The organism is Streptomyces sp. 7N604 (genome assembly GCF_052245475.1).
GTDB lineage: Bacteria > Actinomycetota > Actinomycetes > Streptomycetales > Streptomycetaceae > Streptomyces.
Genome location: NZ_JBQQBX010000031.1, coordinates 86,028 through 104,589 on the forward strand (window position 1 = coordinate 86,028; position 18,562 = coordinate 104,589).

Consider the following 18,562-nt stretch of genomic DNA (forward strand, 5'->3'; position numbering starts at 1 on the left):
TGCGGACCCCTTTCCGGTGTTTCACCACCGCACCGTGGCGTATGGATATTTGCGGGTTTTACCGTTCTCTTACGTGAGAACTGGACTGCGAAACGTGTCCGTTGGGTTTACGTAGGTGAAGGTCCTCCCCGTCGATTCCGCCGTCATGGAGGTGTACGACATGGCCGAAGCCGCGCCGCGGCTCACCGCTCTTGCCGAGGAACTGCTGGGAGCCCCGCTCCCCGTCCGCATCCGCGCCTGGGACGGCAGCGAGGCAGGCCCGCCAGGCGCCCCCACCCTCGTCGTCCGCAACCGCCGCGCCCTGCGCCGCCTGCTGTGGCGGCCCGGTGAGCTCGGCCTCGCCCGTGCCTGGGTCGCCGGCGAACTCGATATCGAGGGCGACGTGTACGAGGCGCTCGACCGGCTCGCCGGCCTCTTCTGGGAGCGCAATCCGGCCACCGGCAAGGGCCGGAGCGCCCTCACCACTGTCGCCGCCCTGCGTGACCCCGGGCTGCGCGCCGCCGCCCGCGAGCTGATCGTCCTCGCCGGTGCCGGCCTCCCGCCGGCCCCGCCCCGCGAAGAGGTGCGCCGCCGCCGCGGCGTTCTGCACAGCCCGCGCCGCGACAGGGCCGCCATCAGCCACCACTACAACGTCGGCAACGACTTCTACGAGCGGGTGCTCGGCCCGTCCATGGTCTACTCCTGCGCCTACTGGGAGGACGGGTCGACGCTCGAGGACGCCCAGCGCGCCAAGCTCGACCTCATCTGCCGCAAGCTCGCGCTGAAGCCGGGCGACCGGCTGCTGGACGTCGGCTGCGGCTGGGGCTCGATGGTGCTGCACGCGGCGCGCGAGTACGGCGCGGCGGCCGTCGGCGTCACGCTCTCCACCGAGCAGGCCGCGTACGCCCGCAAGCGCATCGCCGACGAGGGCCTCACCGACAGGGTCGAGATCCGGGTCCAGGACTACCGCGACGTGCGCGACGGCCCGTACGAGGCGATCTCCTCCATCGGCATGGCCGAGCACGTCGGCTCCGCCCAGTACCGGGAGTACGCGGCGAGCCTGCACTCCCTGCTGAAGCCCGGCGGGCGGCTGCTCAACCACCAGATCGCGCGGCGCCCGCTGGACCCGGGGAACGAAGAGCGCTACCACGTCGACGAGTTCATCGATGCGTACGTCTTCCCCGACGGGGAGCTGGCGCCCGTCGGCACCACGGTCTCGCTCCTGGAGGAGGCCGGATTCGAGGTGCGCGACGTGGAGGCCATCCGCGAGCACTACGCGCTGACGCTGCGCCAGTGGGTGGCGAACCTGGAGGCGAACTGGGCCGAGGCCGTGCGCTTCAGCTCCCCGGGGCGGGCCCGCGTCTGGAAGCTCTACATGGCCGCCTCCGCGGTCTCCTTCGAGCGGAACCGGATCGGTGTCAACCAGATCCTGGCCGTCCGCACCCCGGAGTCCGGCACGTCCGGAATCCCCCTTCGCACCAGGGACTGGCGGCGCTAGCCCCCCGCCAGCCCCACCGCAGCCATGACCCCGCCCGCCCGGGCGCACTGAGCCCGGGCGGGCGAGATCACGAATGGGGCCGGGGAGATCACTCCGCCTTGATGGCCTCCAGGGCGTTGAGCTTGGCCGCCCGCCGTGCCGGCCACAGCGCGGCCAGTACGCCGACGAGGCCCGCCAGGACCAGGAAGACCGCGATCCGGTCGAACGGGATCGTCATCGCGTATGTCGAGACCGACTTCGCGATGGACGTCCCGGCCGCCCAGGCGAGGAAGATTCCCAGGCCGATCCCCAGCACCGCGCCGAACAGCGAGATCACGACCGACTCGAGCCGGACCATCCGCTTGACCTTCGCCCGGTCGAGGCCGATCGCCCGCAGCATCCCGATCTCGTGCTTCCGCTCGAAGACCGACATGGCCAGGGTGTTGACCACTCCGAGCACCGCGATCAGCACGGCCATCGCCAGCAGCCCGTACAGCATGTTCAGCACCAGGTTGATCTGCTTGCCGATCTCGTCGCTGGTGGCCTGCTTGTCCTTGACCTCGATGGCCGGGTTCCCGCCCAGGGCCTTGACGAGGGTGTCCTCGGCCGCGTCGGACGCGCCGCCCTTCATCTTCACCAGCACCTGCCGGTCCGCGACCTTGTCGAGGTGCTTGTCAACGACGGGGGCGGGGACGAAGAGGCCCTGGATCATGTCGTTGCCCTCGTACACCCCGGCGACCTTCAGGGTCGTGGTCTTCCCGTCCTCGAACCTGAACGGGAAACTGTCGCCCGCCTTGAGGTTCTTGCGGTCGGCCGTCCTCTGGTCGACCAGCGCGCCGTTCCCCGTCAGGCCGTCGAACGAGCCGCTGCTGAACTCGAGGCCGAGCAGGTCGTCGATGGACTCCGGGTCCACGCCGGAGATCTCCGTGGAGACGCCGTCGGCCTCGCCGTACGCCGTGCGCAGCGGGCTGCTCGTCTCGACGTCGGGCAGTGTGTCCAGCTTCCTGCGCACGTCCGGGGACAGCGGGGTGAAGTTGGCCATGCTGACGGTGTAGTCGGACTTCAGGGAGCCCACGGCCATCTTGTTGATGGCGCCCTGCATGGAGGTGGCGAGCACCGTCATCGCGGTGATGAGGGTGAGGCCGATCATCAGCGCGGCGGCGGTGGCGGCCGTACGGCGCGGGTTGCGGACCGCGTTCTGCCGGGCCAGCTTGCCCGAGACGCCGAAGCGGTGCAGCAGCGGGGCCGCGGCCGCGATGACCGGGCGGGACAGCAGCGGCGTGAGCACGATGACGCCGATGAGGATGAACAGCGCACCGCCCGCGAGGTACTTGTTCCCCGAGCCCGAGGCACCCTTGAAGAGCAGGGCCGCGCCGAGTGCGGTGATGACCGAGCCGATGCTGTTGCGTACGACGAGGCTGCGGGTGGTGGGTGTGGCGTGCACGCTGTTCATCGCCGCGACCGGCGGGATCTTCGCCGCCCGCCGGCCGGGCAGCCACGCGGCGAGCATGGTCACGATGACGCCGACCAGCAAGGCGTAGACGCCGGTGCTCGGGGCGATGACGAGCGGGCCGTCGGGCAGCGAGGCGCCGAACGCGCCCAGGCCCGAGCGCATCCCGACGGCGATGCCGAGGCCGAGCACGAAGCCGGTCACCGAGGCCACCAGGCCGACGATCAGCGCTTCCAGGAGGACCGAGCGGGTCACCTGGCGGCGGGACGCGCCGACCGCGCGCAGCAGGGCCAGCTCCTTGGTGCGCTGCGCGACCAGCATGGTGAAGGTGTTGGCGATGATGAAGACGCCGACGAACAAGGCGATTCCGGCGAAGTACAGCAACACCTGGCCGAACTGCTTCGTCTCTTCGGCGATCTGCTCGGCCTGCTCGTCCGCCAGCACCTTGCCGGTCGTGACCTCGGTGTCCTTCGGCAGGATCTTCTCGGCCGCGGTCTTGAGCGCGGCGTCGGAGGTGCCGGGGGCGGCCTGGACGGTGATCTCGTGGTACTCGCCCCGGGTGCCGAGGACCTTGTGGGCGGTGGCGTTGTCGAAGAGGACGAGGCTGCCGCCGGCCGCGACGCTGCCGTCGTCGGTGTCGAAGACGCCGGTGATCTTCTGCTTCATCACCGGGCCGTCGGTGGACACGCGCGCGGTGTCGCCGGTCTTGTAGCCGGTGCGCTCGGCGGTGCGGCTGTCGATGGCGATCTCGTCGGCGGCCTGGGGAGCCCGGCCGTCGGTGAAGCTGTAGCGGTAGTCCTCGCCACCGGCGCCGGGGTAGTAGTTGGCGCCGCTGCTGCCCCAGCCCTGGCCGACCAGCTTGCCGTCCTTGTCGGCGAGTGCGGTGAAGCCGGAGATGGTGCCGGTCGCGGACTCGGCGCCCGGCAGGTCCTCGATCCTCTTCAGCAGCCGGTCGGTGAGTACGGGGTCCTGCTTCGCCTCCTGGCCGGTGTCGAACGGCTCGGCGTAGGAGTTGGTGGACTGGATGGCGACGGAGACCTTGTCGAAGCTCTTGGCCGACTTGTTCTTGAAGGCCTCGCCTATGGTGTCGGTGAAGACCAGCGTGCCGCAGACGAACGCGACGCCGAGCATGACGGCGAGCACGGTCATCAGCAGCCTGGCTTTGTGTGCGAGCACATTGCGCACGGCAGTACGGAACATGGGCTTGTGTCAGTCCTGGGAGATGGGGCCGGTGGTGGTCGGTCGTGGGCGCCGGCTCAGCTGGTCCGGCCCTTGGCGTCGAACGCCTTCAGACGGTCCAGGACGGCGTCGGCCGTCGGCCCGTACAGCTCGTCGACGATCCGGCCGTCGGCGAGGAAGACGACGCGATCCGCGTACGCCGCGGCGACCGGGTCGTGGGTGACCATCACGATGGTCTGGCCCAGCTCCCGGACGGAGTTGCGGAGGAAGCCCAGAACTTCGGCGCCGGAGCGCGAGTCGAGGTTGCCGGTCGGCTCGTCCGCGAAGATGATCTCGGGCCGGCCCGCCAGCGCCCGGGCCACGGCCACGCGCTGCTGCTGACCGCCCGACAGCTCCGTCGGCCGGTGCTTCAGCCGCCCGGACAGGCCGACTGTGCCGATGACCTTCTCCAGCCACGCACGGTCGGGCTTACGGCCGGCGATGTCCATCGGCAAGGTGATGTTCTCCAGCGCGTTCAGCGTCGGCAGTAGGTTGAATGCCTGGAAGATGAAGCCCACCTTGTCCCGGCGCAGGCGGGTGAGCTGCTTGTCCTTCAGCGCCGTGAGCTCGGTCTCGCCGATGCGCGCGGAGCCCGAGGAGATCGAGTCGAGGCCCGCGACGCAGTGCATCAGCGTCGACTTGCCGGAGCCGGAAGGACCCATGATCGCGGTGAACTCGGCCTGCCGGAACTCGACGGACACGCTGTCCAGAGCGACCACCTGGGTCTCACCCTGGCCGTACACCTTCGTCAGGTCCGAGGCGCGGGCGGCCACCGCGGTGGTGGTGGCGCGGGCGGCGGTCGGGAAGCCGGTGGGGGAGAGGGGCACGGGTCTGTCTCCTGTCGGGACGTGGTCCGGATGGTCGGCTTCCATCGTGGTGGCCGGAAGCCCCGTCAGGATCAGTCCACGTTCCCGTTCCCGGGGCAGCCCTGGGAGGTAGCCCGGCGCCGCCGGGTCCTACCTGGGGATGACGGCGGCCCTGGGGCACCCCTGAGAAGGGCGACGACTTTCCGTCATTCCCGGGCCCGTGCAGATGCACGTGCGCAACCGCCCAGGCATGTGCCTACCGCAGGTACCGCTTGTCTGACGCACCCTCAGTTGCCAATAAAATAAGACAACATCGGTCTGTCCGCCCGCAGTTCGGGGGATCGACCCGGATAGGCTCTGGATGCGCCCTGGGGGGACCGCAGGTCCGGGACCCTGCCCGGATGGTGGAATGCAGACACGGTGAGCTTAAACCTCACTGGCCTTAAGGGCCGTGCCGGTTCAAGTCCGGCTCCGGGCACCCGTAATCCCCCGGGCGCGCACTCCACGGCCCCCGGCGATTCGCCCTCTCTTCTCTAAGATCCTCCTCTGGTACTAGGGTGCATTCTTTGCCCACCCATTACTCTTGTGGCAAGGTCGCGCCCGGCGGCCATGGAGGAGTGAGATGAGGAGCAGCAACCCGGTCTTCTCGCGACGGGGATTCAGCCGCGACAACGGCTTCGCGGGCTTCAACGCGGCGCAGCAGGCCGGGGGCCCCGCCGCCGCTCAGCAGGGCAACCCGTACGCCACCGGCAACCCGTACGCACAGCAGCCTGGTAACCCGTACGCGCAGCAGCCGTCCGGCAACCCGTACGCCCAGACCGCCGATCCGTACGCGCAGGGCGCGCCGCCGGCAGCGCCGCCGCTGACCGACCGGATGACGATGGACGACGTCGTCATGCGGACCGGCATCACCCTGGGCACCGTCGTCGTGGGCGCGGCCGTCGCATGGCTCATGGAGATGCCGCTCGGGCTCGCCGTGGTCTGCGGTCTCGTCGCGATGGTCCTGGGTCTGGTCCAGGCGTTCAAGCGCCGGCCCTCGCCGCCGCTGATCCTGGCGTACGCGGGCTTCGAGGGCCTCTTCCTCGGTGCGCTGAGCGGCGCGATCAACGAGCGGTTCGCGGGCGCCCCGATGCAGGCGGTGCTGGGCACGATGGCGGTCTTCGTCGGCGTGCTGATCGCGTACAGGACCCGGCTGATCCGGGTCAACCGGCGCTTCTACCGCTATGTGATGGCCGCCGCGATCGGCTTCGTGCTGCTGACCGCGGTGAACCTGCTGTTCATGGCCTTCGGCGGCGGTGACGGCCTCGGCTTCCGCAGCGGTGGCCTCGGCATCCTCTTCGGCATGGTCGGCGTCATCCTCGGCGCCTGCTTCCTGGCCCTGGACTTCAAGCAGGTCGAGGACGGCGTCGCGTACGGCGCTCCGCGCGAGGAGTCCTGGCTGGCGGCCTTCGGCCTCACCATGACCCTGGTGTGGATCTACCTGGAGCTGCTGCGCCTGATCTCGATCCTGCGCGGCGACTGACCGTCCGCACAGGGGTCCGCACGGAGACGGTGCGGGGTCCGCACGGACACTGCCACTGCACGGACCACCGCAAAGGGCCCGGAGGCGCCGCCTCCGGGCCCTTCGGCCTTCTCGCTCGGGCGGTGTGCGCGGGCGCTGCTAGAGCAACTTTCGCGCGGCGCGCCGCAGGTCGTACTCGTGGATGATCGCCTTCGCGTGGCCGTACGCGAGGTTGTGCGCGCCGCGCAGCCAGTTGACCTTCTCCTCGAAACGGAAGAGGGCGGGGCCTTCGTCGACGGTGCGAAGCCAGTCGGAGATTTCACGGCCGGTGCACTGGGGGATACGGGAGAGCAGGTTCCGGTGGGTCTCTTCGGAGAAGACTTGGGACATCGGCGCCTCCGGACGCGTCCATTGCTGGGTCATTCACCTGGCCCAGGAGTGGTCCTTCACGACACCGTGCCTGAGTGTTCGCCTGTTGGCAACAGGCAGGGGTCGGCGCATAGGCTCGCGCCGTGCTCGATGTGACGCCCTTGGTGGCCGCCGTGGACCGAATCGCCGACCGGCTGCGGGCGGCTCCGCAGAGCAGGCTGCAGCGCGGCGCCGCGGCGGAAGGACTGGCGCTGGCGAGGGAGTTGGCGGCGCGGGCGCACCGCCTGGAGTTCCCCGGCGAGGAGCCCTGGCCGATGCCGGACGCGGGGATGTTCGCGGTTGCGGACCAGGTCGCGGTCGCCGGACACGATTTGGCCGAAGCCTTGCGTACGGCCTCTGCCGAGGATCTGGCAGAGGCCGTGGCATTCGTCGAGAAAGCGGCCGACCGCATCTAGTCCGGGTCCGCGCCGGCCGGTGGGTGTCGTCGGAAATGCGCCGGATTTCCGTTCGACGGGCGGGGTCAGAGCGAGGCGATGACCCGGTCCGCGAGGATATAGACGCTCTCCTCATGCTCATCGCCGTATGCGAAGGTCAGGGCGTAAGCGCCTGAAATGCCGGAACCGCCCAGCAGTACGGGTTCCTTGCCCTCGCGGAGCGCCTGAGCCAGCTGCTCCGCCGTCTCGCGGTGGCCCGGGGTCATGCAGATCGTCGTGCCGTCCGCGAAGACGTAGACGTCGAGCGTGCCGAGCGGGCCGGGGCGCACGTCGCTCAGCGGGGTGGCGTCCTCGGCCAGCTTCTCGAGCCGGGACATGGTGCGGTCGTGGCCGACGAGGGCCGGCGGCACCGTGGGCGAGCCGCCTGAATCGTGGGAGTTGGCCGGGTGCGAGGGATGGCGGCGGCGGGCGGCGGCCAGCTCCGGCGACTCCTCGGCCTCCGCCGGGCCGCCGCCCTCGGCCGGGCTCCCCGCGGCCAGGCCCTGCTCGTACGCCTCGATGGAGGCGTCCACGGCGTCGATGCTCTCCAGGACCTCGGCGACCTCGGCGCCCAGTGCCGGCTCCAGGCCCGCGAAGTCGGCCTGGCGCGGCAGATACACCGGGACCTCGTCGCCCAGTGAGCCCGGGCTGCCCAGCATCGGAGGCGCGTCCGCGGCGTCGCGCGCCTCCTGGGCGGCCCAGAACGCGCGGGCCTCGGCCAGCTCCCGCTCCCGCTCCTCGGCGAGTGCGTCGGCGACGGCGGCGCGTATCTCCTCGGCGGGCGTCGTCCGGGCGGCGGGTACGGAGGCGGCTGCCGCCCGGTCCGAGGTGGCGAGCTCGGCACGCAGAGCGGTGAGCTGCTTGCGCAGCCCATGAGCAGCGTGCAGGGCGGCGGCGCCCACGGCCGCGGCCGTGGCAGCCGCCAGCAGCAGGGCAAGGGACATGGCGCTCACTGACGTACTCCCGGGATTGAAAGAGGTCCTCCGAATTCCTACAACAGGTTGTCGTGGACCGCTGCCCGCTGTCAGTGCAAAACATCACGAAATGGGCAGACCCCCGGTGCTCCCGATTCCCCTCCCAGCCATCCTGACCTGCTGAAACGAAGTCCCCCAGGACATACATCACATCCTGGGGGAGATTCGGTCACGACCCGGTGGTGGCTGGGCCCGGTGTGGTTGATGGGGCCGGTGTGCCGTAAGCCCCGTGGTGTCAGCTCAGCCGCTCGATGATCATGGCCATGCCCTGGCCGCCGCCCACGCACATCGTCTCCAGGCCGAACTGCTTGTCGTGGAACTGGAGGGAGTTGATGAGGGTGCCGGTGATCCGGGCGCCCGTCATGCCGAAGGGGTGGCCGACGGCGATGGCCCCGCCGTTGACGTTCAGCTTGTCGAGGTCGATGCCCAGGTCGCGGTACGAGGGGATGACCTGCGCGGCGAAGGCCTCGTTGATCTCGACCAGGTCGATGTCGCCGATGCCGAGACCGGCGCGGGCGAGCGCCTGCTTGGACGCCTCGACCGGGCCGTAGCCCATGATCTCGGGGGAGAGGCCGGAGACGCCGGTGGACACGATCCGCGCCAGCGGGGTCAGACCGAGCTCGCGCGCCTTGGTGTCGGACATGATGACCAGCGCGGCGGCGCCGTCGTTCAGCGGGCAGCAGTTGCCCGCGGTCACCAGGCCGTCGGGCCGGAAGACGGGCTTCAGGCCCTGCACGCCCTCGAGCGTCACGCCGGCGCGCGGCCCGTCGTCCTTGGCGACGACCGTGCCGTCGGGGGTCGTGACCGGGGTGATCTCGCGCTCCCAGAAGCCGTTCTTGATGGCTTCCTCGGCGAGGTTCTGGGACCGGACGCCGAACTCGTCCATGTCCTGGCGGGTGATGCCCTTCAGGCGGGCCAGGTTCTCGGCGGTCTGGCCCATCGCGATGTACGGGTCGGGGATCAGGTCGTCCTCGCGCGGGTCGTGCCAGTCCGCGCCCTCCTGCTCGGCGCGCGCCGCGGTACGGGCCTCGGCCTCGGCGAAGAGCGGGTTGTGGGTGTCGGGCAGCGTGTCGGAGTTGCCCTTGACGCTGCGCGAGACCGTCTCGACGCCCGCGGAGATGAACACGTCGCCCTCGCCCGCCTTGATGGCGTGCAGCGCCATGCGGGAGGTCTGCAGGGACGAGGAGCAGTAGCGGGTGATCGTGCAGCCCGGCAGGTGGTCCATGCCCATCTGCACGGCGACGATCCGGCCCAGGTTGTGGCCCTGCTCGCCGCCCGGGAGGCCGCAGCCGAGCATCAGGTCGTCGATGTCGCGCGGGTCCAGCTCCGGAACCTTGGCGAGCGCGGCAGCGACGATCTCGGCGGTCAGATCGTCTGGGCGGACGTCCTTGAGGGAACCCTTGAAGGCCCGTCCGATCGGCGAGCGGGCGGCAGAGACGATCACGGCTTCGGGCATCACGGCTCCAGAGGGAAGGTGCGGCGCAGAGCGCCTCGTTGAGGGGCGGTGGTCGGGCGGCGGACGGGAGGTTCGGCAGGACTGTGTGGGAAGTTACCCGTACGTATGCCGAGAGGTCACGGCCTGTGTGCTGTGATGAGGGCCTCTTTTCTAAGCGCTTGCTCAGTGCTCGCTACCAGTATGACTCCGCGACGCCCGAAGGGCTACGACTTCGTGTCGCGGACCGCTTCCGCTTCCGCCTCCGCCGTGGCCGCTTCGCCGGTGGGCAGGCGCCGACGGCGGCGGTGCTTCAGCAGCACCCACGGTCCGCGGATTCCGACCGGGGCCGCCGCGGCGACCTCCGTGCCGCTCTCCGAAGCCGCCTGGGCGGCCGCCTCCGCGACCGGCAGGATGCCCTCGCGCCGCGCCGCGTCCGGCCGTTCGGCCTCCGGCCACAGGCCCAGCGCCGCGCACAGCGTCGGCAGGACGGCCATCGCGGCCGTCGCGTAGCCCTCCGCCGACGGGTGGTAGTTGTCCGGGCCGAAAAGTTCGCGGGGGTTGGCGGCGAACTCCGGGCCGAGCAGGTCGCCCAGCGAGACCGTACGGCCGCCCTGCTCGACCACCCCGATCGTCTGCGCCGCCGCCAGCTGGCGGCTCAGCCGCCGGGCCACCCAGCGCAGCGGCTGGTAGACCGGCTCGATGGTGCCCAGGTCCGGGCAGGTCCCCACGACCACTTCGCAGTTCCTCTGGCGCAGCCGCCGCACCGCGTCCGCGAGCAGCCGCACCGAGCGCGCCGGCGGCATGCGGTGCGTGACGTCGTTCGCGCCGATCATGATCACGCAGACGTCCGGGACCAGGCTGCTGTCCGCGAGCAGCATCGTCACCTGCCGCTCCAGGTCGTCCGACTGCGCACCCGGCAGCGCCACCGTCCGCAGGTCAACCGGCCGCTCCGCGACGGCCGCAAGACCCGACGCGAGAAGTGCCCCCGGCGTCAGCCGGGGGCGGTGCACGCCCTGCCCTGCTGCTGTCGAGTCCCCGGCGAGAGCGAGCCGGAGCGGCCGCTGCCCCGAGTGGCGCGCGAACACCGCCCCGTACCGCCCGTCCGCGTTCGGCGGCGCGTCGCCCGAGCCGCCCACGGACCGCCTCGCCAACTGCACCTCGGTCAGCAGCAGCCCGACCGCGGCCCCGCCCAGCAGCCCGATCCCGCCGCCGCCGTACGCCGCCGCGGCCGCGATCCGCCGTGCCACCCTCGCCCTCGACATCGACATCGACATCTGCCGGCCCGCCTCCCGCCGCACTCGCTCGTACGCCCTGCTACTGACTGGTTGCCCGTTGTGGACCGCCCCGCAACTCCCCCCGTCCCCATACGGCGGGTCCGCCGGGTTCCCGGCGGAATAGGCTGGTCGCACCGGCAGTACGAGCACGGCTGTCCGGCCGAACCGCGGAGACCCCGCCTGACCTGGAGAACGTCGTGCAGTATCACGATTCGATGATTGAGCTCGTCGGCAACACCCCGCTGGTGCGGCTCAACAGCGTGACCAAGGGGATCCAGGCGACCGTCCTGGCCAAGGTCGAGTACTTCAACCCCGGCGGCTCGGTGAAGGACCGCATCGCCCTGCGGATGATCGAGGCCGCGGAGCAGTCGGGCGAACTCCGGCCCGGCGGCACCATCGTCGAGCCGACCTCCGGCAACACCGGTGTGGGCCTGGCGATCGTGGCCCAGCAGAAGGGCTACAAGTGCATCTTCGTGTGCCCGGACAAGGTCTCCACCGACAAGATCAACGTGCTGCGGGCCTACGGCGCCGAGGTCGTCGTCTGCCCGACCGCCGTCGACCCCGAGCACCCCGACTCGTACTACAACGTCTCGGACCGGCTGGTGCGGGAGACACCGAACGCCTGGAAGCCCGACCAGTACAGCAACCCGAACAACCCGCGGTCGCACTACGAGTCGACAGGCCCCGAACTCTGGGAGCAGACCGAGGGGAAGATCACCCACTTCGTGGCGGGCGTGGGCACCGGCGGCACCATCACCGGCACCGGCCGCTACCTGAAGGACGTCTCGGACGGGCGGGTACGGATCGTGGGCGCGGACCCCGAGGGCTCCGTCTACTCCGGCGGCTCCGGGCGGCCGTACCTCATCGAGGGCGTCGGCGAGGACTTCTGGCCGACCGCGTACGACCCCGAGGTGACGGACGAGATCGTCGCGGTCTCCGACAAGGACGCCTTCCAGATGACCCGCCGGCTCGCCAAGGAGGAGGGCCTGCTGGTCGGCGGCTCCTGCGGGATGGCGGTCGTCGCGGCGCTCAAGGTCGCCAAGGGGCTCGGCCCGGACGACGTCGTGGTCGTGCTGCTGCCCGACAGCGGCCGCGGCTACCTCTCGAAGATCTTCAACGACGACTGGATGGCCGACTACGGCTTCCTGGAGGAGGGCGAGCCCGCGGCCCGCGTCGCCGACGTCCTGGCGTACAAGGAGGGCGCGCTGCCCTCGCTGGTCCACATGCACCCGGACGAGACGGTGGGCGAAGCCATCGAGGTGCTGCGCGAGTACGGCGTCTCGCAGATGCCGATCGTGAAGCCGGGCGCGGGACATCCGGACGTCATGGCCGCGGAGGTCATCGGCTCGGTCGTCGAACGCGAGCTGCTGGACGCGCTGTTCACCCAGCGCGCGACGCTCACCGACCCGCTCGAGAAGCACATGTCCGCGCCGCTGCCGCAGGTCGGCTCGGGCGAGCAGGTCGCGGATCTGATGACCGTGCTGGAGGGCGCGGACGCGGCGATCGTGCTGGTGGAGGGCAAGCCGACGGGCGTGGTGAGCAGGCAGGACCTGCTGGCGTTCCTGGCCAAGACCACGGCCAAGTGACGCGTGCGGCAGGGCCGTTGGCGCCGTCCACCCCACCGACGGAGAACTGGTACGTATGCGTCACGCGCGCGCAGCACGGACTTAACAAGGGTCCGGCACATTAGAGGACGTCGGCAAGGGAACAGCGGCAGCGAGCAAGCGAAAGCGAGTGAACGAACCGACACCCGAGAACGGCGCCATGGACCTCCGGAGCGGCTCCCGGACCTCCTGGTCGCCTCGGACGTGGAAGACCGGCCCTGACCCGGCACGCGTCCTTCGCGGGGACCGCCGTCGTCCCGCCCCCGGCCCGGCCGGGGTGCGGCGGTCCCCGCGCACATCTCACAGCCGGGCGGCCCGTGATCTGCGGATACGGGCCGCCCGGTCGTCATTTCCCCCTCGGCCGGGTCCCCGTCGGCTCGGTTCCCTCTCGGTCGGCCCTGTGGTGTCCCGTGGCCTCCCGCGGGCCCCGATGGCTCAGTCCCCGTCGCCGCCCGCGGACTTCCGGCGGCGCAGCTGCCACGGCATCCGGCCCATGGCGTGCACGGCGTTCACGCCGAAGATGCCCAGCCAGGAGACGACCAGGCCGGGCAGGCCCTCGTGCGCCGCGCCGATCGCCGACAGCGGCACGGCCAGGATGAGCGAAATGATGCCGAAGCCGAACCGCTCCCCGAAGGTGTCGCCGCCTGCGGCCGCTCCGGGCGGCCGCGCGCCCCGGGCGACCACCATCCGGTGTTCGGCGAGCTGCCTGCGCATCCGCTGGTCGATCGTCCCGTCCACCCGCTGACCGACCTTCTCCAGGAACGAGTCGACGAGCTCCGACTCGTACTCCGGCCCCAGCTCCTTGCGAGCTTGCAGGGTCGCGTCGAGTTCCTTCTTCAGCTCGGGGTCGCGGGCCTCCATGTCCTTCACGCTACGGTCACGGATGGAAGGTGTCGGTAGGGGTAACCCCCGAAGCGAAGTGGGGGCCGGCCCCCCGAGGAGAAGGAGCGCCCGTGTCCGACGTTCTGCTGCCGTCCCTGACCGGGCCGTACGGCGATGACAGAGCCGACGCGATCACCGTCGCGGGGCGGCCCTGCTCGCGCGAGCGGCTGGCGGGCGCGGCGGCCGCGGTCGCGGTCCGTATCGCGGGGGCCTCCGCGGCCGCCGTGCGGGCCGAGGCGTCGCTCGAGACGGTCGCGGCGGTGGTCGGCGGCCTGCTGGCCGGGGTGCCGGTGGTGCCGCTGCCGCCGGACTCGGGCCCGGCCGAGCGCGACCACATCCTGCGCGACTCGGGCGCCGAGCTGCTGCTGAGCGCGGCGGGGCACGGGCACGCGGCCGAGGGCTCGGAGCCTGTGGCGCCGGGCATGGAATCCGTACCGGTCGATCTCTCCGAGCGCGGATCCTGGACGAAGCCGGAGCCGGGGCCCGACACCACGGCCCTGATCCTCTACACCTCGGGCACGACCGGGGCGCCCAAGGGCGCGCTGATCCCGAGGGGCGCGGTGGCGGCCGACCTGGACGGGCTCGCCGCGGCCTGGGAGTGGACCCCGGAGGACACCCTCGCGCACGGCCTGCCGCTGTTCCATGTGCACGGTCTGGTGCTCGGCGTGCTGGGCGCGCTACGGGTGGGCAGCCGCCTGGTGCACACGGGCCGCCCGGCCCCGGAGGCGTACGCGGCGGCCGGCGGCACGCTCTACTTCGGCGTCCCCACGGTGTGGGGGCGTGTCGTACGCGATGCCACCTCGGCGCGGGCGCTGGCCGGAGCCCGGCTGCTGGTCTCGGGCAGCGCGCCGCTGCCCGCACCCGTCTTCCGGGACCTGGAGGCGCTGACCGGCCACCGTCCCGTGGAGCGCTACGGCATGACGGAGACTCTGATCACCGTCTCGGCGCGGGCGGGCGGCGAGCGCCGCCCGGGGTACGTGGGCACGCCGCTGCCCGGCATCAGCACCCGCATCGCGACCGAGGAAGACGCCGGGATCGGCGAGCTGCAGCTGACCGGGCCGACGCTCTTCAGTGGCTACCTCGGCCGCTCCGAGGCGACCGCCGCCTCCTTCACCGAGGACGGCTGGTTCCGCACCGGCGACATCGCGGCGATCGACCCCGACGGCTCCCACCGCATCGTCGGCCGTGCCTCCATCGACCTCATCAAGTCCGGTGGCTACCGCATCGGCGCGGGCGAGGTGGAGAACGCGCTGCTCGACCACCCTGCGGTGCACGAGGCGGCGGTGGTCGGCGCGCCGCACGACGATCTGGGCCAGGAGATCGTCGCGTACGTCGTCGCCGACGAGGGCGTCACGGAGCGGCAGTTGACGGACTTCGTGGCGGCCCACCTCTCCGCCCACAAGCGCCCGCGCCGCGTCGTCTTCCTCAGCGCGCTGCCGCGCAACGCCATGGGCAAGCCGCAGAAGAAGCTGCTGCCGCCTGCGTGACGGGGCGCCCGCGGCGGGGGCGGCCGGTTGCCGCGTCGAACGTGATCACTGGCCATCCCTCGCCGGTTTGCATATGCTCATGCAGAGTTCTTGGGGACTGAATAGATGGACGCACCCGGCCGCAGCCCGGCCGCCTTCGTCCTCGACGCCGGGCCCTGTCGGTGACCGACTTTGTACGGCCGGCCGACCACGCCGCCCGGCACGTTCCCGACCAGCAGGCACGGGGGCTCGCCGCGGACGCGCGGTCCAGGGCGCGGGACTGGCCGCGAGCGGCCGGGGTGCTCGATCGGTTCGCGGAACTGGCCGAACGGTGAACCGGGGGACGCGGGGTTTCCGCGACGACGGACGGGAGGACGTGGACATGAGCGACGCGGAGAGCAGCACCAGCGGTGGCGGTACGGGCAGGGGCGGGGACAGCCGTACGGCCAGTGCGTCCGCGCGGCTGCAGAAGCTCTTCGAGGGGCACCGGCTGACGCCGACACAGCGGCGCATCGCGCACTGCATGGTACGGCGGGCGGCGGACGCGCCGTTCCTGTCGAGCGTCGAGCTGGCCGAGCTGGCCGGGGTGAGCCAGCCGTCGGTGACCCGCTTCGCGGTCGCGCTCGGCTTCGACGGATACCCGGCGCTGCGGCGGCACTTGCGGGAGGTCGCGCCCGCGGAGCGTACGGCGGGCGCGGACTCGTACAACGAGTACCAGCAGGCGGTGCAGGCCGAGATCGAGAACCTGCGGCACCTGGCGGCCGCGCTCGCCGACCCGGCACCGGTCGAGCGCGCGGGCAGGCTGCTCGCCGGCTCCCGGCCGCTGCCGGTGCTCGGGCTGCGCGCCGCCTCCGCGCAGGCGCGTGGCTTCGGCTACTTCGCGGCCAAGGTGCACCCGGACGTACGGATTCTCGACGAGGGCGGCACGATGCTCGCCGACCGGATCGACGCGGCACGCCGCGCGGGCGCGAGCGCGCTGCTGTGCTTCGCGCTGCCGCGCCATCCGCGCGAGGTCGTCGAGGCCCTGGACCACGCGCGCGAGGCGGGCCTGACGGTGGTGACGGTCGCCGACAGCGCCTTCGCCCCGGTCGCCAAGCACAGCGACCTGCTGCTGCCCGCGGCGGTCGGCACGGGCCTCGCCTTCGACACGGCGTGCGCACCGATGCTGCTCGGCCGGGCCCTCCTGGAGGCCATGTGCGACGCCATTCCCGACGCCCAGGCGCGCCTGGAGGAGTTCGACGCACAGGCGGCGGAACGGGGGTTGTTCGTGGAGTGACCCGGGGCCGGTGATGACTGCCGCCGGTTCGCGCTCGTACGGGCGTACAGGCTCGTAGGGCCCGTCGCCTCACTCTCCGCGCGCCCGCAGCACCAGCTTGTTGACCCCCCACAGCCCGATGCCGATCGCGAGCAGCACGCCCGCCCGGATGTAGACGTCCGCCGCGCGGTCCGCCAGCGGGCTGGCCAGGATCACGGCGGTGATGGCGCCGAATACGGGCAGGGCCGTCGGCGTACGGAAGTGGGCGTGCGGGACGCGGTCCCTGCGGAGCACCAGCACGGCCACGTTGACCACCGCGAAGACGCACAGCAGCAGAAAGGCCGTCGTGTCGCCGAGCCCCTCGATCTCGCCCGTCGAGACGAGGCCGACCGCGATCGCGGTGGTGAAGAGGATGCCGACGATCGGCGTCCTGCGGCGCGGGAGGACGCGGGCCATGCCGCGGGGCAGGATGCGCTCGTTCGCCATCCCGTAGCAGAGCCGCGAGGCCATCATGATGTTGATGAGCGCCGAGTTCGTCACCGCGAACAGCGCGATGAGCGCGAAGAGCTTCGGCGGGAAGTCGAGCCCGCTCGCCTTGACGACCTCCAGAAGCGGCCCGGAGGACGTCTCCAGCACCTTGTAGTCGACCAGGAGCGAGGAGACGAAGCCGACCAGGACGTAGACCGTGCCGGTGACCGTGACGCCGAGGAAGATGGCCCGGGGGAACGTGTGCGCCGGGTTCTTGGTCTCCTCGGCCATGTTGACCGAGTCCTCGAAGCCCACGAACGCGAAGAACGCCAGCGCCGTCGCGCCCAGGACACCCGTGAGCAGCGCGTACCCCGACCCGTCGGTGTGGAAGTCGCCGAGCCGCGACGGCTCGCCCTCGCCCGTGACCACGGCCCACGCCCCGATGGAGAGGATGACCACCAGGCCGGTCAGCTCGACGAGCGTCAGCACCACGTTCGTCTTCACGGACTCCGAGACGCCGCGCAGGGCGAGCGAGGCGAGGGCAAGGATGAAGAGGATCGAGATGAGCGTGGGCGGGATGTCCACGAACTCCTGGAGGTAGTCGCCGCTGAAGGCGCGGGCGGCCGCGCTCGCGGACGACAGGCCCGAGCACATCACCATGAAGGCGATGATGAAGGTCAGGAAGGGGACCTTGAACGCCTTCTGCGTGTAGAGCGCCGCCCCGGCCGCCCTCGGGTACTTGCCGACCAGCTCCACGTACGAGGCCGCCGTGAGGAGCGCGACGACGAAGCCGATCGCGAATGGCACCCACAGCGCCCCGCCGATCTTCCCGGCGACCTTGCCGGTGGTGGCGTAGATGCCCGTGCCGAGGATGTCGCCGATGACGAACAGGATCATCAGCTTGGTGCCGATCGCGCGCTTGAGCGGAGTGCCGTCTTCGGGAGCGCTGCCTTCGGCGGGTGAGGTGTCCGTGGTCTGCATGGAACGCGGCTACCCCGTTCGCGCCCCCGCGTCACCCGGCATCACGGCGGACTCGCGCCCAGTCATTGGTATAGACATGACAATCCAGCGCCACTACGTTGCCCATTGGTCTGGGCCAGCCCTTGAGTGGCGCGGCCGGCCCGGACTGACCCCGATCCCCCCACGCTGAGGAGTCGTCATGTCCGCACGCCGCGGAGCCGTTAGGTCCAAACGCCGCATCCTGGCATCCGTCGCAGCGGCCGCAGCGCTGGGCGGGCTGGCGCTCGTCGCGGCGGAGTCTCCCGTCATCGCCGGAGAAGGGGGTGCGCCCGCACCCGCCGATGGGGCCGCCGCACCGGCCGCGGATCCGACGGACGGCTGGGAACGGGCGTCCTTCAGCCACTCGATGCACAAGCCGTGGAACCTGGACCTGAGCGAGCGTTACCGGTACGACTCGGGCTCGAAGACCCACGCCCTGTGGGTGTACTCCACCGACGAGCCCTTCGAGCAGGGCAGCGGCACCGACCCGCGCACCGAGATGCGCTGGCGCCAGGAGTACACCTCGGGCAAGCACATGTGGGACGCCGACGTCTACATCCCGGCGGGCTCGGACGGCGCCGACTTCATGCAGATCCTGCGGGCCAAGCACCCGGCGGGCACGCCGGCGACCGACATCATGATGCGGATCCACAACGAGAACGGCGGCACCGTCAAGCGCTACGACAGCCAGGTCATCAAGAAGGGTGTCTACGACACGTGGTGGAACCTGAAGGTCGCCCATGACGCGGACGCCGGAAGGATCCAGGTCTACGCCGACGACGAGCTGGTGCTGACGGCCGACGACCGGGGTCCCGCGACCCGGCACTTCAAGAACGGCGTCTACCACCACGGGGAGGGCAGGGCGGAGGCCCGCTTCCGCAACATCCACTACTGGGTCAAGTGACGGAATCCGCACCGCCGCCCTGCCCACC

The 18,562-nt window shown here is 71.2% G+C and carries 16 protein-coding genes and 1 tRNA gene; 9 read left to right on the plus strand and 8 right to left on the minus strand.

Going from position 1 to position 18,562, the window contains the following annotated elements:
- The first annotated feature begins 160 nt into the window (after positions 1-160).
- Positions 161-1,477, plus strand: a complete 1,317-nt coding sequence (locus tag ACTWP8_RS29930; protein ID WP_443325226.1) for a class I SAM-dependent methyltransferase — start codon at positions 161-163, stop codon at positions 1,475-1,477.
- Between the two features lie 88 nt (positions 1,478-1,565).
- Here the strand turns inward: ACTWP8_RS29930 and ACTWP8_RS29935 are convergent, their stop codons facing one another.
- Positions 1,566-4,106 carry an ABC transporter permease gene (locus ACTWP8_RS29935; protein ID WP_443325212.1) on the minus strand — a complete coding sequence of 847 codons (2,541 nt, stop codon included), beginning with the start codon at positions 4,104-4,106 and terminating at the stop codon, positions 1,566-1,568.
- Between the two features lie 56 nt (positions 4,107-4,162).
- The gene (locus tag ACTWP8_RS29940; RefSeq protein ID WP_443325213.1) at positions 4,163-4,951 is read right to left on the minus strand and encodes an ABC transporter ATP-binding protein; all 789 of its coding nucleotides are present in this window, start codon (positions 4,949-4,951) and stop codon (positions 4,163-4,165) included.
- Positions 4,952-5,325: 374 nt separating this feature from the next.
- Here ACTWP8_RS29940 and ACTWP8_RS29945 point away from each other — a divergent pair.
- A tRNA-Leu gene (locus ACTWP8_RS29945) sits at positions 5,326-5,408 on the plus strand.
- A gap of 144 nt (positions 5,409-5,552) precedes the next feature.
- A complete protein-coding gene (locus ACTWP8_RS29950) occupies positions 5,553-6,452 on the plus strand; it encodes a Bax inhibitor-1/YccA family protein (protein ID WP_443325214.1) in 900 nt (299 codons plus the stop codon).
- Positions 6,453-6,590: 138 nt separating this feature from the next.
- Here the strand turns inward: ACTWP8_RS29950 and ACTWP8_RS29955 are convergent, their stop codons facing one another.
- Positions 6,591-6,821, minus strand: a complete 231-nt coding sequence (locus ACTWP8_RS29955; RefSeq protein WP_443314005.1) for a DUF4287 domain-containing protein — start codon at positions 6,819-6,821, stop codon at positions 6,591-6,593.
- A gap of 122 nt (positions 6,822-6,943) precedes the next feature.
- On the opposite strand from ACTWP8_RS29955, the gene ACTWP8_RS29960 reads away from it, so the two are divergent.
- Positions 6,944-7,255, plus strand: coding sequence for a hypothetical protein (locus tag ACTWP8_RS29960; RefSeq protein ID WP_443325215.1), 312 nt, complete (start codon positions 6,944-6,946; stop codon positions 7,253-7,255).
- Between the two features lie 65 nt (positions 7,256-7,320).
- Here the strand turns inward: ACTWP8_RS29960 and ACTWP8_RS29965 are convergent, their stop codons facing one another.
- From ACTWP8_RS29965 to ACTWP8_RS29975, 3 genes are all read right to left on the minus strand, one after another.
- Positions 7,321-8,217: a hypothetical protein gene (locus ACTWP8_RS29965; RefSeq protein WP_443325227.1), complete on the minus strand. Its 897-nt coding sequence runs from the start codon at positions 8,215-8,217 to the stop codon at positions 7,321-7,323.
- A gap of 265 nt (positions 8,218-8,482) precedes the next feature.
- Positions 8,483-9,703, minus strand: coding sequence for an acetyl-CoA C-acetyltransferase (locus ACTWP8_RS29970; protein ID WP_443325216.1), 1,221 nt, complete (start codon positions 9,701-9,703; stop codon positions 8,483-8,485).
- 203 nt (positions 9,704-9,906) lie between these two features.
- Positions 9,907-10,950, minus strand: a complete 1,044-nt coding sequence (locus ACTWP8_RS29975) for an SGNH/GDSL hydrolase family protein (RefSeq protein WP_443325228.1) — start codon at positions 10,948-10,950, stop codon at positions 9,907-9,909.
- Positions 10,951-11,153: 203 nt separating this feature from the next.
- Between ACTWP8_RS29975 and ACTWP8_RS29980 the strand changes: the two genes are divergently transcribed.
- Positions 11,154-12,542 carry a cystathionine beta-synthase gene (locus ACTWP8_RS29980; RefSeq protein ID WP_443325217.1) on the plus strand — a complete coding sequence of 463 codons (1,389 nt, stop codon included), beginning with the start codon at positions 11,154-11,156 and terminating at the stop codon, positions 12,540-12,542.
- Between the two features lie 453 nt (positions 12,543-12,995).
- Here the strand turns inward: ACTWP8_RS29980 and ACTWP8_RS29985 are convergent, their stop codons facing one another.
- Entirely contained in the window at positions 12,996-13,421 is a 426-nt protein-coding gene (locus ACTWP8_RS29985) for a hypothetical protein (protein ID WP_443325218.1), read from the minus strand.
- Positions 13,422-13,513: 92 nt separating this feature from the next.
- On the opposite strand from ACTWP8_RS29985, the gene ACTWP8_RS29990 reads away from it, so the two are divergent.
- From ACTWP8_RS29990 to ACTWP8_RS30000, 3 genes are all read left to right on the plus strand, one after another.
- Positions 13,514-14,929 (plus strand): acyl-CoA synthetase, encoded by a 1,416-nt coding sequence (locus tag ACTWP8_RS29990; RefSeq protein WP_443325219.1) that lies wholly within the window; start codon positions 13,514-13,516, stop codon positions 14,927-14,929.
- 161 nt (positions 14,930-15,090) lie between these two features.
- Positions 15,091-15,243, plus strand: a complete 153-nt coding sequence (locus ACTWP8_RS29995; RefSeq protein ID WP_443325220.1) for a hypothetical protein — start codon at positions 15,091-15,093, stop codon at positions 15,241-15,243.
- Positions 15,244-15,290: 47 nt separating this feature from the next.
- Positions 15,291-16,184 carry a MurR/RpiR family transcriptional regulator gene (locus ACTWP8_RS30000; RefSeq protein WP_443325221.1) on the plus strand — a complete coding sequence of 298 codons (894 nt, stop codon included), beginning with the start codon at positions 15,291-15,293 and terminating at the stop codon, positions 16,182-16,184.
- A gap of 69 nt (positions 16,185-16,253) precedes the next feature.
- Here ACTWP8_RS30000 and ACTWP8_RS30005 read toward each other — a convergent pair whose 3' ends face one another.
- Positions 16,254-17,612 carry an APC family permease gene (locus tag ACTWP8_RS30005; RefSeq protein ID WP_443325222.1) on the minus strand — a complete coding sequence of 453 codons (1,359 nt, stop codon included), beginning with the start codon at positions 17,610-17,612 and terminating at the stop codon, positions 16,254-16,256.
- Positions 17,613-17,790: 178 nt separating this feature from the next.
- On the opposite strand from ACTWP8_RS30005, the gene ACTWP8_RS30010 reads away from it, so the two are divergent.
- The gene (locus ACTWP8_RS30010; protein ID WP_443325223.1) at positions 17,791-18,534 is read left to right on the plus strand and encodes a cinnamyl alcohol dehydrogenase; all 744 of its coding nucleotides are present in this window, start codon (positions 17,791-17,793) and stop codon (positions 18,532-18,534) included.
- Positions 18,535-18,562: the final 28 nt, after the last annotated feature.

What these genes read in the sequence shown, in the direction of transcription:
- ACTWP8_RS29930 (WP_443325226.1), top strand. Translation starts at nt 161, where the DNA reads ATGGCCGAAGCCGCGCCGCGGCTCACCGCTCTTGCCGAGGAACTGCTG.
- ACTWP8_RS29935 (WP_443325212.1), bottom strand. Translation starts at nt 4,106, where the DNA reads ATGTTCCGTACTGCCGTGCGCAATGTGCTCGCACACAAAGCCAGGCTG.
- ACTWP8_RS29950 (WP_443325214.1), top strand. Translation starts at nt 5,553, where the DNA reads ATGAGGAGCAGCAACCCGGTCTTCTCGCGACGGGGATTCAGCCGCGAC.
- ACTWP8_RS29955 (WP_443314005.1), bottom strand. Translation starts at nt 6,821, where the DNA reads ATGTCCCAAGTCTTCTCCGAAGAGACCCACCGGAACCTGCTCTCCCGT.
- ACTWP8_RS29965 (WP_443325227.1), bottom strand. Translation starts at nt 8,217, where the DNA reads ATGTCCCTTGCCCTGCTGCTGGCGGCTGCCACGGCCGCGGCCGTGGGC.
- ACTWP8_RS29970 (WP_443325216.1), bottom strand. Translation starts at nt 9,703, where the DNA reads ATGCCCGAAGCCGTGATCGTCTCTGCCGCCCGCTCGCCGATCGGACGG.
- ACTWP8_RS29975 (WP_443325228.1), bottom strand. Translation starts at nt 10,950, where the DNA reads ATGTCGATGTCGAGGGCGAGGGTGGCACGGCGGATCGCGGCCGCGGCG.
- ACTWP8_RS29985 (WP_443325218.1), bottom strand. Translation starts at nt 13,421, where the DNA reads ATGGAGGCCCGCGACCCCGAGCTGAAGAAGGAACTCGACGCGACCCTG.
- ACTWP8_RS30000 (WP_443325221.1), top strand. Translation starts at nt 15,291, where the DNA reads ATGAGCGACGCGGAGAGCAGCACCAGCGGTGGCGGTACGGGCAGGGGC.
- ACTWP8_RS30005 (WP_443325222.1), bottom strand. Translation starts at nt 17,612, where the DNA reads ATGCAGACCACGGACACCTCACCCGCCGAAGGCAGCGCTCCCGAAGAC.
- ACTWP8_RS30010 (WP_443325223.1), top strand. Translation starts at nt 17,791, where the DNA reads ATGTCCGCACGCCGCGGAGCCGTTAGGTCCAAACGCCGCATCCTGGCA.